Genomic DNA, 13380 nt, shown 5'->3' with positions numbered 1-13380 from the left:
ATTCGGCATTACTCCTTATTTGAAATTACAAATAAAATGGTTTAGTTTGTAATGTTAGGTAAAGGCTTATTTAAAATCGCATAATTATTCTCTGGCACCTTTTTTTGTCTTACCAATAGGGGCAAAATGTGCGTACCATTAATTTAGGGAAGTAAAGTATGTTCAGATTCTTTAACTACTGCTCACAAGGACGAGGCGCTTGGCTGTTAATGGCCTTTATTGCGTTTATGCTTGAATGTGCAGCGCTCTATTTTCAGCACATTATGAAATTGCAGCCTTGTGTCATGTGCATCTATGAACGTGTTGCACTGTTTGGCATTATGATTGCAGGGTTAATTGGCGCAATAGCGCCACGCAAAATCGCTTTACGTTGGGTTGCCATCATTATTTGGGGTTACGCTGCATGGCGCGGTTTAGATCTTGCTTGGGAGCATACCATGCTGCAACTCAACCCTTCACCATTTGCATCATGTGATTTCTTCGTCAATTTCCCCGAGTGGTTACCATTAGATAAATGGGCGCCTGCTGTCTTTGAAGCAACGGGTGACTGTACGGTTAGGCAATGGGATTTCTTAGGGTTAGATATGCCACAATGGCTAATTGGTATTTATGCAGCTTATCTTTTAGTGGCTATCATTGTCGCTATCAGCCAATTTTTTCCATCACACAAAAAAGCATAGCGTAAATAGTACAACTCGCGTCCTATAAAGCGCATTGGCAGGCGGTAATGCGATGGCTCCCGATGAATGCCATTGGGAGCCACTTCTTATCATGGCTTCTAGATTAAAAAAATAAAAACTCATTCTGTTTTATCCACTCATGCGCTGCATTCATCCCCCTAGCTATAAATAGCCGACCTACTGCCAACGATTTTTAAATAAATAACAGCCGAAATTACCCGCATTATTTAGATAATTGCGTGCGCTTTATCATTTAAATGAAAAGCAAGGGAGCGAAACGTGGAAATAAACTCAACAAATGGGTTAACTGCAAAATTGATATAAAAAAGCCCAACATGATGCGTGATGGACTTTTTATCTGAGGGAATTTAACTAAATACAACTGCCTGTAAGTATGACATCAGCGGCACAACGTTTACCATTAGCAAATTGACAAACGGCGGTTTGGGCGCCATTCAATTCTAGGTTTAATGAAGGTAATCCACCCGCAGAAACACACGCTTCTTGCGCTTGAGGCCCTAAATTAACCACCTGTTGCGCATATTGGGAAGCTGAGCGATCGACATGATGTGCCGTATTTATGGTTTCTGAACTCCCACAACCTGCTAAAACAAACAGACTACCAACGAATAGGCTATTCCAAAAAGTAAACTTAAGCAGACTGCTTTTTTTTCGATTCATCCTAATCCCCATCCATAACTGTTTCTGTTCCCTGAATCAGTGAACACTGCTTTTAGAAAACAGATTGATGACCAAAACACCGACTATGATTAATAGCATACCAATAATTGCAGGTAAATCGAGTTTCTGTTGATAAATAAATATTGCAGCGACCGAAACGAGTACAATGCCTAAACCGGACCAAATTGCATAAGCTATCCCTAAAGGGATCAATTTAACCACTTGGGATAATCCCCAAAAAGAGACCGCATACCCAATGACGACAATCAACGATGGCCAAAAACGACTAAAACCATCTGATGCCTTTAATGTCGTTGTAGCAATCACTTCTGCGACTATAGACATCAATAAAAAACCTAGCCCCTTCATCAAGTCACCTTTTTATTATCTAACTTTATCAAAATGCTAAGAAATTTAGCATAGTTATCAATTGCTGTAATGAGCAAATATAAAAAAATACCCTGCAATAGAATCATTACTATTACAGGGGATTAAACATGTTAAGTAGTTTATTTAGTGTGCCATTGGCGCTGTTTTAACTTGTTCGCGAAATGACGCGCTATAGCGTCTAAATATAAAAGTACACCAAATTAATGAGATCAAGCCAAATATCGCCCCCACATAACCGATACTTGCCATCCCCATATGCACAATCACTTGGTTACCGAGCAAAGCACCACCACCGATACCAATATTGAAGATCCCCGAATAGATTGCCATTGCAAGGTCAGTGGCATCCGGTGCAAGATCAATCACCTTCACCTGCATACCCAAGCCCACGCACATGATGGCGATCCCCCAGAATATGCTTAAGATAACCAGCCAGCTTACATGACCACTGATTGGCATTAACAATAATAAACATATCGTCAAAACAGCAATCGCCACAGGTAGAAATGATAGTGTATATTTACCACTATAACGGCTAAAGATCATACTTCCCGCAATCCCCGCCACACCAAAAATCAGCAATAATAGGGTTGCAAAATTTTGGCTCTGTAGCGCGATATCGCGAACAAAAGGTTCGATATAGCTGTAGGCGGCAAAATGCGCTGTGACGACCACGACCGTCAGAACAAACAATCCGACTAACGCTTGGCGTTTAAAAAGTACTGGCAAGCTTTTTAATGAACCTGAATGCTCACTCGGCAATTTAGGTAAAAAGCGAATCAATGCAATCATGGTTAATAATGCGATAGCACCAATACATAAGAAAGTGACACGCCACCCTAATAACTGACCAATAACACGCCCTATTGGTAAACCTAACACCGTTGCTAACGCAGTACCTGTCGCTAATAAACCTAACGCTTGAGCCTTTTTACCCGCAGGTGCAACGCGGATAGCTAACGAGGCGGTGATCGACCAAAATATCGCATGCGACAATGCAACCCCTACTCTCGCCACAATCAAAACTTCAAAATTCCATGCAAAACCAGAAAGGATATGGCTTAAAACAAAGACAATAAATAGTAATGCTAATAACTTACGCCGTTCAATTTTGCTCGTAAGTAGCATCAGCGGCAATGACATAATGGCCACTACCCACGCATAAATGGTGATCATCAACCCGGTATGGGCTACTGTCATGTTAAAACTCGCCGCAATATCACTCAGTAATGCAACGGGAACGAATTCGGTGGTATTGAAAACAAATGCGGCGACCGCTAGTGCCACAACTCGGATCCAAGCTGTTTTTCTAGAAACCTGTGTCATTGTCTTTGCTTGCGCCTTTGTTGATATCAGCAAAAACCCATCCCCCAATCAAAAGCTGATCGGTATAGAAGCCACGTTATTGGATTTAAGCTGAGGTTTGATATTGCTTCGTTTCAAGGATTGAAAAGCAATCTAATTTATGTGAATGGTATCACATTTTTCTCAGGTATTTAAAGTGAGTCAATGCGAGAACATCAATAAAAAGTTGCTCTATTTCTGATAGCTCGCGCCTCATCAATGATTTCATGAGCCGTTAACCCAATAGGGCCTATACCTTTTTCTATTAGTAAGTCTGCCGCTTTACCATGCAACCAAACGCCGGCTCTCACCGCTTCTTCAATGGGTAATGATTGCGCCAATAAACTGCCGATAATCCCTGATAACACATCCCCACTCCCCGCTGTAGCTAACCCACTATTACCCGTTTCATTGCGCCAAGTTTGGCCATTCGGGGCAGAAATTATTGTATGGTGACCTTTTAACACTGCCCAGCAACCAAACCGCTGGCTGAGATGTTGCGCGGCACTCAACCTATCCGCTTGTATCGCCGTGACTGTTGTTTGTAACAACCTTGCGGCTTCTTTAGGGTGCGGCGTGAGTACTGTTTGTGATGATAAGGTTTGAGATAGGGGCATCTGAGCAAGTAGATTCAGGCCATCAGCATCAATTAACACGCTTTGCTGCTGTTCAACAAATGATAATGCTCTATCTATCAATAATTGCGCATCTGAAGATATACCTAAACCACAACCAATAACCCATGCTGTTGGTGTTTCACCATTTATCACTTCATTGGCTTGGCGCAACATTAATTCGGGGGCATGCTCTATAAGTTGCAATGTGAGTGGCGATTGATTAAACCCAATAATCACTTTGCCACAGCCACTTTTGAGCGCGGCAACGCCAGCAAGTACGCAAGAGCCGGTCATTCCTGCACTACCACCAATAATATTTAGCGTTCCAAACGTGCCTTTGTGACTCTGCTCTGGTCGAGGCTTAACAAATAAAGGGAATTGCTCTGCTAGCCACTGTTTTTCTATTAAAGTTAACATCACTAATCCTTTTGATATTGCATTGCGACCTTTTAATTCCTATCTGAATTCTTCATCTTAATTCATCATGTTATGGCGCAATCTATAACCTTTCTATGATACAATATTAGCAAACTCACGAATTTTTAAAGGATACTTTATTAATGAAAGCACATTTTCCAACTCAACCTGATGTGAATGAATTAGCAGCAGAAGTGACCTGTATAAAAAACCTGCTTGCACATATGCTCAAAGCAATTGGTCAAGCTGATGCAGGTAAAATTCTGATTAAAATGGAGCGTGAAATTGCATCGATGGAAGATGAAAAACAAGCTGAGACTTATCGTAATACGCTTGAACAGATCAAAGCAGGTTTTCGCCAATAGATTATTTTAACGATAAGTGCTATTTAAGGGGCTTTGTTGTTCAATTACACTTAAAACTGCACAAATAACTAAATATCCTTTATCGAAATAATTTATCTTTGCTCTCGAATTAAACCATTCTTTATTCATTTAGCTCCCCCTTCAAATCTCTATGAAGGGGGCTTTTTTTATTCTAGATTAATCTTTGACTTTTCCGTTATAAATATCTTGGCAATGTTGGATATATTTTTCCAACGTTATTTCGCCAGATGGGTCACGGTGCGCTTTTTGTTCTTCAAAAGCCCATACAGTAAAAGCCTGACCTAAATTAGCACCGGACATTCCTACTTCTTTATACATGCGGTGATAAAAACCCGTTGGAGATTGGTAAATTTCAAATTTAAAGGGAACTAAGCGCGCTGGATTTTCTACCGTCATAAACTCATTGCCAAAAACCAACGTTTTTACAAGTATGTCCATTTTATATCCTTAATATTATCTAATTCTGTTAAGGCTCATTTTCATCATTTCTTCGTTCATCATAGACCCTTCATCTACCTGACCCCAAAGAAAATCTACGAAATTCCACTTAAAGAATACACTAATTTGATCTGCATTAAATTAATTTTTGCCCATAATAAAAAACCCATGATAGATTTTTCACTACCATGGGTTTTCATCAATTTTTATGGCTAATTAGCCAACTTAACTATTTCAAATATTCGCCAGAACGTAGCGCTTCAATACGTTTATCTAATGGCGGGTGTGACAAGAAAAGTTCACTAAATGCTTTGCCACGACCATTGATACAAAACGCCATTAAACGGCCTTCTTCTTGTGGTTCATAACTGGTTTTCAAACGTTGCAGCGCAGCAATCATTTTTTCTTTACCGACCAACTTCGCTGAACCAGCATCTGCATGGAATTCACGATAACGAGAGAACCACATGGTAATAATGCTCGCTAAGATACCGAATACAATTTCTAATACCATTGAAACGGCAAAGTAAACCATTGGGTTACCGTTACTGCTTTCGCTTTCTTCATCATTGCTCGACATAAAGCCAGAAACGAATTGAGCGATGATACGGGAAATAAAGATCACAAACGTGTTCACAACACCCTGTAATAGCGTCATTGTCACCATATCGCCATTTGCGATATGACTGATCTCATGGGCAATAACCGCTTCTGCTTCATCACGGCTCATATTTTCTAGTAAACCCGTGCTAACCGCTACTAATGATGCGTCACGACGTGCTCCTGTAGCAAATGCGTTAATATCCGGCGCGTGATAAATCGCAACCTGTGGCATTTGAATACCCACTTGCTGAGCTTGGCGGCTTACCGTATTGATTAACCATTGCTCAGTTTCATTGCGGGGCGATTCAATCACTTCTCCACCAACCGATTTAAGTGCCATCCATTTTGACATTAACAGCGAAATAAACGCACCACCAAAACCAAATAGGCCAGCCATAATCATCAGGCCTTGAACACTGCTCCCTTTAACACCTGTTAAGCTTAAAATTATCCCAAACACAAACATAACGGCTAAGTTTGTGAGTAAGAATAAGGCAATTCGCATCATCTTTTTTTGATTCCTTGGTAAAAATAAATATCACGAAGAATTTAGGGTATAAATAAGGTTTTTTCATACTTTTTCAAGTGTTTTAACACGAAAAAACCAAAAATTAACATAACTTTACACAGGCTATGAAAAAGGCCAGCGATTGCTGGCCCTAATTTAATTTACTGTTTAACCAAATTATTTTTTATTTGGCAATAAATGGGTATCAGGATTAGCAAGATCAATAGCAATTTTAACTGTTTCGTCCAAATACGGGTCAGGCCCTTCGTAATCCTTAGGTAAATCATCAATTGACTTCAATAGAGGCTTACCTTCTTTTGCATTACGCTCATTGATACGTTTTAGTTTCGTTGCTTCAATTTCATTATCTTCCTTCAGACGTTGTGCATAATTTAACGAAATAAGATTTTTACTCTCTTTATTCGCTTTATAATGTGCAATGTCCTCATCGATATACTTAAACTCTGTATCTTGGCTAATACGTGCTAAGTGTTTAGTTTTTAAGTCTGATAAATCGGAAGTCACATCCCCGACCTTACTATAATTGGCAGGCGGAATACTATCCCATGGCAATGCGTTATCTTCAAAGCTTTCCCCCGTTTCAGCAGGATCTTGCCCTGTAGGCATAACAATATCCGGTGTTACCCCTTTACGCTGAGTACTGCCACCATTAACACGGTAGAATTTTTGAATGGTGTATTGCACTGAGCCTAATGCAGGCCAATCAGGCTTCAGCATTTGGTCATAAACACGACTCAAACTTCTATGTTGTTGAACAGTCCCTTTACCAAAAGTTGGTTCGCCGACAATCAGCGCCCGACCATAATCTTGCATTGCCGCCGCAAAAATTTCAGAGGCGGAAGCACTAAAGCGGTCAACAAGAACAACTAACGGCCCTTTGTAGTAAATGACATCGTCATCGTCTGCATCCTGACGCACTTGCCCATTATTGTCACGGACTTGCACAATTGGCCCTTTAGGAATAAACAAACCGGATAATGAAACGGCCTCTGTCAATGCACCACCGCCATTACCTCGCAGGTCAATAACTAGGGCAGAAACGTTATCTTTCGCGATTTTCTGTAGTTGCGTTTTAACGTCATTGGTTAAACCAACATAGAAACCCGGAATATCTAGTACGGCGACTTTTTCATTCCCGACTTTTTTAATGTTCAGTTTAACGGCACGATCTTCTAAACGAATTTGTTCACGAACGATAGTGACTACATGGGGCTTAGCCCCTTTTGTGTCAGATACCACTTCCAAACGGACCTTACTTCCTTTAGGCCCTTTGATCAGTGCGACCACATCATCGAGTCGCCAACCAACCACATCAACCATCGGCTTACCAGTTTGGCCTACACCGATAATTTTATCGCCTACTTTTAATTCTTTACTTTTTGCTGCCGGCCCACCCGCAACCAATGAATTAATCACTGTATTTTCATCGTCTTGCTGCAAGACTGCACCAATCCCTTCTAACGACAAACTCATTTCAGAATTAAACTGTTCAGTATTGCGCGGAGAAAGGTAGCTGGTATGAGGGTCGATTTCGCGAGCAAAAGCATTCATGATTAATTGGAAAACATCTTCACTTTGCCCTTGCGTCAAACGTCTTAAAGCAAAGTTATAACGCTTAGTGAGTTTTTCCTTAATCTCTTTATCATCTTTGCCTGATAGCTTCAGGTTCAGCCAATCATACCTGACCTTTTGATCCCAAAGCTTATCTAATTCTTGCTTATCTTTTGGCCAAGGCATTTTACTACGATCGACTTCAATAAAGTCATTCGCATCAAAATTCATTGGTTGCTCAAGACGAGCTAATGCATATTGGAAGCGTTCAAAGCGTCTTTTCTGAGAAAGGTTGTACAGGTCATAGAACGTATCTAGTTTTCCATTTTCCAGCCATTCACCGACTTTAGCTTTATCTTTTGCATACTCATCAACATCTGACTGAAGCAAAACGTTATGACCGTAATCCAACATATTCAGATAACGATCAAAAATTTTACCGGAAAACGCTTTATCCAAATCAAATTGGCGATAATGAGAGCGGGTAAACCTAGATGTTACCCTTTCACTTACTGTGCCATGCTGAGTATCCTGTTTTAATACAGGTAACTGAGCAGCAGTGAACTGTGTCACTGCTTGAGGATTCGCAATTGCACTACCAAAAGTGGCAACACTAACGACTAATGCAATCTTTAAAAGTTTGTTCATGCCCTGATTGACCTCCGTATCAGAACTTTAAATGTTCCGCGCGCACAATCATTGCCATTCCTGTTGGCAACTGAACTCTGACACCATCTTTAGCAATTTCCAGCACAGACGCATCCATCAGACTTGTACCAACTTTCACTTTCAGAGTCTGGCCGACCTGAAGTGCGTTAATATCAGTCACTGATTTCAATTTTTGCTCTGGAGATGCTGCACCACTACGGCGCTGAGGTTTAGTCGAAGAGTTTTGTGGGCGTTCTTTATTTTCTGACTGGCGATGGCGCGGCGCTTTGTCTTTTGCTGCTGCCGGATTGCGGGTGTTTTTATCACCTGATTTTTTAGCTGCTGGTCGTTTCTGCGCTTTTTGCTCTGCACGTTGCGCTTGAACTCGAGCTTTTGCCTCAGTCAATTGTTGACGAGCATGCGTAATATGCTCCGCCTCTAATTCACCACAATCATTACCATCTAAGTCAACGCGCTTAGCGCCTTCTTTAACACCGTAGAGATAACGCCAGCTAGAGGTATACATACGCAATGCCGAACGCAATTGCGTTTTGCTAATACCATCTTCTTCGGTCAAACGCCCTACGATATCTTGAAAAATTCCGACTTTTAACGGACGTGCTTCGCCTTCAGCGATAAAACAGCGTGGAAAACGCTCAGCCAAAAACGCGATAACTTCTTTACTACTATTCAACTTAGGTTGATTTTCCATGAAATTTCCTGATAACAACGATTTTGCCAACCAGCACGGGCATGAACAAGCCGACATTATAATAGCGTTGCAGACAATTGCCACGTTCCTATTAAGTTAACATACCAATATTTAATGATAATTTGGCATCGAACACATTGCCAGATGTTGACACAACTGGCTTACAAGATGTTTTAAACCAATTTCATCATTTTGATCAAAGTGATTGAAATTTGGACTATCAATATCCAGCACGCCTAAAACCTGACCATTAACTTCCAATGGAAGCACGATTTCGGCATTACTTGCCGAATCACAGGCTATATGACCAGAGAAAGCATGCACATCATCAACACGCTGAATTTTATTTTGGCTATATGCCGTACCGCAGACACCTTTGCCAAACGGTATTCTGACACAGGCTATCTTTCCTTGAAAAGGACCAAGCACTAACTCTTGTCCACTTCTTAAGTAAAAACCCACCCAGTTAATACCTTCTAGGCGCTCATACAACAACGCGCTTGTATTCGCCAAACTTGCAATTAAATCATATTCTCCTGCCAATAGTGCAGACAAACTATCTGAAAGTTCGTGATAATACTTGTTTTTATCCATAAAATTTTCTTGTAATAATTAAATGATGCAATAGAGTAAACAATTTGTGCACCCTGTAGGTTAGCAAGTTGTCACTAAGCCGTAAATTTTTTTACACTAGATTACACGCGCGGCTAACAACTCCATGAGTAAAACAATGAATCACATTAATCATAGTGACATAATTTCGCAACACTGCTGCTATTGCAATCTTAAATTATCTATTCCTTCACATGATACTCAACAGGTTGTGATATGCCCGCGTTGCCACAGTCAGCTTGACGATGGCCGTTCTTGGTCACTAAACCGCTTATTTATTCTTTCTATTACATTATTAATGTTGGCACCTATCGCATTTTGGCAGCCATTGATTTCAATCCATTTATTGGGGACACAAATCTATGCCAACGTGATCGAAGGTATTAGGCTCATCAATTCTCAAGGTGACCCATTCACTGCGAGCATTATCGCCTTCTGTGCCATCGGCGCACCTCTGCTTTTGCCGATTTCTATCGTTTATCTCTATATAGGAAGGCGTGTTCGTCTAAATCTACGCCCCGTCTTACTGATACTAAGTCGTTTAAAAGAATGGGTTATGTTGGATGTCTATCTTATTGGATTGGGGATTGCTGCAATCAAAATGCAAGATTACGCCAGCGTATTTTTGGGAAATGGTTTAATCGCTTTTATTACCATGACAGTAATTAGTCTGTTAATATTAATCCACCTAAATGTCGAACAACTTTGGCAGCTCTTCTACCCTAAAAAAGAGCAAGCTAATGACCCTCATGCTTTAACATGCCAAGCTTGCCACTATACCGGGCCTGCAAATTCACGAGGAGTCTGCCAACGCTGCCATCGCCCCTTACACTACCGCGAGCCATATAGCCTACAAAAAACATGGGCCGCACTGATTGCAGCGATGATCTTGCTTTTTCCTGCTAACTTAATGCCAATTTCCGTTGTCTATCTTAACGGGCAACGCATGGAAGACACCATTTACTCTGGTGTCGTTTCATTAATTGAATCAGGTAATTGGCCCATTGCTATCATTGTTTTTATCGCCAGTATTTTAGTGCCTTTTATTAAGATCCTGATCATGATTTTACTGTTATGCTCCATTCAACGTTGCAGTCAGACGGATCCGGTATTGAGGATGAAGTTATTAAAATTTGTGACATGGATTGGCCGTTGGTCAATGCTGGATTTATTTGTTATCGCACTCATGATGACGCTGATTAACCGTGATCAGCTAATGTCTTTTACTATGGGCCCTGCCGCATTGTTTTTCGGTATCGCTGTAATTTTAACCATACTCGCTGTCGAGTGGCTTGATAGTCGTTTAATTTGGGATTCTTATGGAAAATCAAAATCAACAAAATGAACCTGTAGAGCAAGAACAAGAGGCGATTTTACGTAAACGAGCACGTATATCACCCTTTTGGCTATTGCCTCTTGTCGCTGTGTTTATCGCAGGTTGGTTACTTTTCCAACATTGGTTGGAACAAGGTACTGAGGTGACAATTGAATTTTCCTCTGCTCCCGGTGTAGTTTCAGGTAGAACACCGATCCGCTACCAAGGTGTCGAAGTTGGATTGGTGCAATCTGTCACCGTTAGCCAAGATATGAAGAAAATTATTGTTAAGGCCAGTATCAATAAAGATATGAAGCCCGCACTCACCTCTGGCACCAAATTTTGGCTCGTCACACCTAAAGCCTCATTAGCCGGTGTTTCTGGCTTAGATGCACTTGTTGGCGGTAACTACATCGGTATGCAACCTGGGGCTGGTGAAGAGCAACACAACTTTATCGCTCAAGACTCCCCGCCACAACTACAAACCGAAGAGGGGCAATTACTCATCTATCTCACGGCTAAAGACTTAGGCTCATTGCATGAAAACTCACCGATTTATTATCGCAAAGTGCCCGTTGGTTATATTTCTGACTACACGATTTTGCCTAATGACCAAGGGGTTTCTATCGCCGCCATAATAGAAAAACGGTATACCCGATTAGTGAGAGAAAACAGTCAATTTTGGAATGTTTCAGGCTTCCAAGGCGGTTTTGATTTAAAATCTGGTGTGAATGTCAAAATGGAAAGCCTTTCTGCTGTAATCAATGGTGCTGTTGCATTTGATTCACCGACTAATAGTGCCCCAGCACAGGAAGGGCAACAATTTGTTTTGCATCCAAACAGGCATGATATTGGACAGGATGAACAGCAAAATAAAAATAGTTTAGTGGTTTCATTATGGTCTCCTGACACCTATGGCGTCGATGCCGGACAACCTATCGTTTATCGTGGAATAAAAATAGGTGAAGTGTTACAGCGTAACTTACTTGATGATAAAGTTACCTTCCAAGTCGCGATTTTGGATGAGTACCGCCATCTTATCCGTAACGATACCAAGTTTGTTGCCAATAGCCGCGTTGATGTCCAACTTGGCTTAACGGGGATCCAGTTTCAAGGTGCAACGCCGCAAGAGTGGTTAGATGGTGGAGTTCATTTATTGGTTGGAAAAGGTAAAGAGCCATTGCCTGAAACGTTCCCATTATATCGAAGTGATGATAATGCTAAGGCGGGTATAACAGGTTCATCACCCACCACCACAATTACATTAAACACTAACACCCTTCCTGATATTCAGGCAGGTTCAGTAGTACTTTACCGCCAATTTACTGTCGGTGAAATAGTCTCAATTAACCCAACCAAAGACGGTTTCGCGGTTAATATTCATATTTCTAGTCAATACCGTCATCTACTAACAGATAAAAGCGTCTTTTGGGCAGAAGGCGGCGCTAAAGTCAAACTCAATAGCAGTGGATTAACCGTTCAGGCCGCTCCTCTTACACGAGCAATTAGAGGTGCCATTAGTTTTGATAATATTCCAACGGCCAAACTTGATAGTGCAAGGCAACATACCCTCTATCCAAACGAAACTGCGGCAAAAGCCATTGGGAGTGTCGTGACTTTAACCACTTTTGATGCGTCTAAATTGTCAGAAGGGATGCCAATTCGCTATTTAGGTATCGATATTGGACAAATCGATTCATTGAAATTATCGCCAAATAACCGCGAAGTGAATGCACGCGCGATCCTTTATCCAGAGTATGTGCAAGCTTTCACGAAGAGTGGCAGTCGCTTTGCTATTGTCACACCAGAGCTTTCTCCTTCTGGCGTCAATAACCTCGATACCTTGATCCAACCTTATATCAGTGCCGAGCCAGGACGAGGAAATAGAAATCGTTACCAATTTGAACTACAAACGGCCAATATTACAGACTCGCGTTACTTAGATGGCTTAACAATTATATTAGATGCCACCGAAGTTGGCTCTATTCAGGTTGGAACCCCTCTTCTCTTTAGGGGAATGGAAATTGGTACAGTTACTGGTTTATATTTGGGAGAGCTTTCCGACCGCGTATATGTTGCGACTCGAATTGGTAAAGAGTTCCAATACCTGATCCGCGACAATACCCAATTTTGGATCTCTTCAGGTTATAACCTCTCCTTTGGCCTCACAGGCGGCATGATCAAGAGTGGCACCTTCAAGCAGTTTGTTCGGGGAGGTATCTCCTTGGCGACCCCACCAACGGTGCCTCTCGCGCCGAAAGCGAAGCCAGATCAGCATTTCATTCTAAAATTAGAACCTCCTAAAGACTGGTTAGAATGGGGAACATCTATCCCTAAACAGTAATCACTAGAAAGGTGCATATTTTAACAATATTGCACCTTTCTTTTAACTCGCCCTTAAAAAACATTTTGGAAATCGATTCCATTTGTACTATGCTTAATTTTGTTGAGTCGTAA

At 41.2% G+C, this 13380-nt stretch carries 15 protein-coding genes; 5 read left to right on the top strand and 10 right to left on the bottom strand.

From position 1 onward, the window contains the following. The first annotated feature begins 158 nt into the window (after positions 1-158). The gene (gene dsbB / locus PR833_RS14485) at positions 159-680 is read left to right on the top strand and encodes a disulfide bond formation protein DsbB (RefSeq protein WP_036940423.1); all 522 of its coding nucleotides are present in this window, start codon (positions 159-161) and stop codon (positions 678-680) included. Between the two features lie 372 nt (positions 681-1052). Here dsbB and PR833_RS14480 read toward each other — a convergent pair whose 3' ends face one another. From PR833_RS14480 to PR833_RS14470, 3 genes are all read right to left on the bottom strand, one after another. Beyond that, positions 1053-1361, bottom strand: coding sequence for a DUF333 domain-containing protein (locus tag PR833_RS14480; RefSeq protein WP_014656080.1), 309 nt, complete (start codon positions 1359-1361; stop codon positions 1053-1055). Between the two features lie 36 nt (positions 1362-1397). Next, positions 1398-1730, bottom strand: coding sequence for an SMR family transporter (locus tag PR833_RS14475; protein ID WP_004920375.1), 333 nt, complete (start codon positions 1728-1730; stop codon positions 1398-1400). Between the two features lie 144 nt (positions 1731-1874). Beyond that, on the bottom strand, positions 1875-3038 hold the full coding sequence (locus PR833_RS14470; protein WP_230494553.1) for a sugar transporter: 1164 nt from the start codon (positions 3036-3038) through the stop codon (positions 1875-1877). Here PR833_RS14470 and PR833_RS14465 point away from each other — a divergent pair. After that, positions 2950-3171 carry a hypothetical protein gene (locus tag PR833_RS14465; protein ID WP_223854892.1) on the top strand — a complete coding sequence of 74 codons (222 nt, stop codon included), beginning with the start codon at positions 2950-2952 and terminating at the stop codon, positions 3169-3171. The two genes, PR833_RS14470 and PR833_RS14465, sit on opposite strands and share 89 nt — an antisense overlap. Positions 3172-3271: 100 nt before the next feature. Here the strand turns inward: PR833_RS14465 and PR833_RS14460 are convergent, their stop codons facing one another. Further along, on the bottom strand, positions 3272-4129 hold the full coding sequence (locus tag PR833_RS14460) for an NAD(P)H-hydrate dehydratase (protein ID WP_004920381.1): 858 nt from the start codon (positions 4127-4129) through the stop codon (positions 3272-3274). Between the two features lie 143 nt (positions 4130-4272). Here PR833_RS14460 and PR833_RS14455 point away from each other — a divergent pair, with 143 nt between their 5' ends. After that, positions 4273-4494: a DUF2594 family protein gene (locus PR833_RS14455; RefSeq protein ID WP_014656083.1), complete on the top strand. Its 222-nt coding sequence runs from the start codon at positions 4273-4275 to the stop codon at positions 4492-4494. A gap of 6 nt (positions 4495-4500) precedes the next feature. Here the strand turns inward: PR833_RS14455 and PR833_RS14450 are convergent, their stop codons facing one another. The 6 genes from PR833_RS14450 to PR833_RS14425 all read right to left on the bottom strand — a co-directional run bounded on the left by PR833_RS14450 (position 4501) and on the right by PR833_RS14425 (position 9590). Then, a complete protein-coding gene (locus tag PR833_RS14450; RefSeq protein ID WP_004920387.1) occupies positions 4501-4623 on the bottom strand; it encodes a hypothetical protein in 123 nt (40 codons plus the stop codon). Between the two features lie 48 nt (positions 4624-4671). Then, positions 4672-4953 (bottom strand): hypothetical protein, encoded by a 282-nt coding sequence (locus tag PR833_RS14445; RefSeq protein WP_004920390.1) that lies wholly within the window; start codon positions 4951-4953, stop codon positions 4672-4674. 229 nt (positions 4954-5182) lie between these two features. After that, positions 5183-6064 (bottom strand): protease HtpX, encoded by an 882-nt coding sequence (htpX, locus tag PR833_RS14440; protein WP_004920393.1) that lies wholly within the window; start codon positions 6062-6064, stop codon positions 5183-5185. Positions 6065-6241: 177 nt separating this feature from the next. After that, positions 6242-8284 (bottom strand): carboxy terminal-processing peptidase, encoded by a 2043-nt coding sequence (prc, locus tag PR833_RS14435; RefSeq protein ID WP_004920397.1) that lies wholly within the window; start codon positions 8282-8284, stop codon positions 6242-6244. A 19-nt stretch (positions 8285-8303) separates the two neighbouring features. Then, on the bottom strand, positions 8304-8996 hold the full coding sequence (proQ, locus tag PR833_RS14430) for an RNA chaperone ProQ (protein WP_004920399.1): 693 nt from the start codon (positions 8994-8996) through the stop codon (positions 8304-8306). A 111-nt stretch (positions 8997-9107) separates the two neighbouring features. Then, positions 9108-9590 (bottom strand): GAF domain-containing protein, encoded by a 483-nt coding sequence (locus tag PR833_RS14425; protein ID WP_004920404.1) that lies wholly within the window; start codon positions 9588-9590, stop codon positions 9108-9110. Positions 9591-9726: 136 nt separating this feature from the next. On the opposite strand from PR833_RS14425, the gene yebS reads away from it, so the two are divergent. Together yebS and PR833_RS14415 are read left to right on the top strand one after the other, a co-directional pair. Next, positions 9727-10953: a membrane integrity lipid transport subunit YebS gene (yebS, locus tag PR833_RS14420; RefSeq protein WP_014656085.1), complete on the top strand. Its 1227-nt coding sequence runs from the start codon at positions 9727-9729 to the stop codon at positions 10951-10953. After that, positions 10928-13267, top strand: a complete 2340-nt coding sequence (locus tag PR833_RS14415; RefSeq protein ID WP_052038369.1) for an MlaD family protein — start codon at positions 10928-10930, stop codon at positions 13265-13267. Before yebS ends, PR833_RS14415 begins: the two co-directional genes overlap by 26 nt. Positions 13268-13380: the final 113 nt, after the last annotated feature.

Origin of the sequence: Providencia sp. PROV189, from assembly GCF_028480065.1 — a bacterium.
Taxonomy (GTDB): Bacteria; Pseudomonadota; Gammaproteobacteria; order Enterobacterales; family Enterobacteriaceae; genus Providencia; species Providencia stuartii.
Note: the sequence above shows the minus strand (reverse complement) of the source record. Positions and strands in the feature narration are given on the sequence as shown.

Excerpts from the sequence above, each read along its gene's own strand:
- dsbB (WP_036940423.1), top strand. The coding sequence starts at position 159 with ATGTTCAGATTCTTTAACTACTGCTCACAAGGACGAGGCGCTTGGCTG.
- PR833_RS14480 (WP_014656080.1), bottom strand. The coding sequence starts at position 1,361 with ATGAATCGAAAAAAAAGCAGTCTGCTTAAGTTTACTTTTTGGAATAGC.
- PR833_RS14475 (WP_004920375.1), bottom strand. The coding sequence starts at position 1,730 with ATGAAGGGGCTAGGTTTTTTATTGATGTCTATAGTCGCAGAAGTGATT.
- PR833_RS14465 (WP_223854892.1), top strand. The coding sequence starts at position 2,950 with ATGTTAAAACTCGCCGCAATATCACTCAGTAATGCAACGGGAACGAAT.
- PR833_RS14460 (WP_004920381.1), bottom strand. The coding sequence starts at position 4,129 with ATGTTAACTTTAATAGAAAAACAGTGGCTAGCAGAGCAATTCCCTTTA.
- PR833_RS14455 (WP_014656083.1), top strand. The coding sequence starts at position 4,273 with ATGAAAGCACATTTTCCAACTCAACCTGATGTGAATGAATTAGCAGCA.
- PR833_RS14450 (WP_004920387.1), bottom strand. The coding sequence starts at position 4,623 with ATGAATAAAGAATGGTTTAATTCGAGAGCAAAGATAAATTATTTCGAT.
- PR833_RS14445 (WP_004920390.1), bottom strand. The coding sequence starts at position 4,953 with ATGGACATACTTGTAAAAACGTTGGTTTTTGGCAATGAGTTTATGACG.
- htpX (WP_004920393.1), bottom strand. The coding sequence starts at position 6,064 with ATGATGCGAATTGCCTTATTCTTACTCACAAACTTAGCCGTTATGTTT.
- prc (WP_004920397.1), bottom strand. The coding sequence starts at position 8,284 with ATGAACAAACTTTTAAAGATTGCATTAGTCGTTAGTGTTGCCACTTTT.
- proQ (WP_004920399.1), bottom strand. The coding sequence starts at position 8,996 with ATGGAAAATCAACCTAAGTTGAATAGTAGTAAAGAAGTTATCGCGTTT.
- PR833_RS14425 (WP_004920404.1), bottom strand. The coding sequence starts at position 9,590 with ATGGATAAAAACAAGTATTATCACGAACTTTCAGATAGTTTGTCTGCA.
- yebS (WP_014656085.1), top strand. The coding sequence starts at position 9,727 with ATGAATCACATTAATCATAGTGACATAATTTCGCAACACTGCTGCTAT.
- PR833_RS14415 (WP_052038369.1), top strand. The coding sequence starts at position 10,928 with ATGGAAAATCAAAATCAACAAAATGAACCTGTAGAGCAAGAACAAGAG.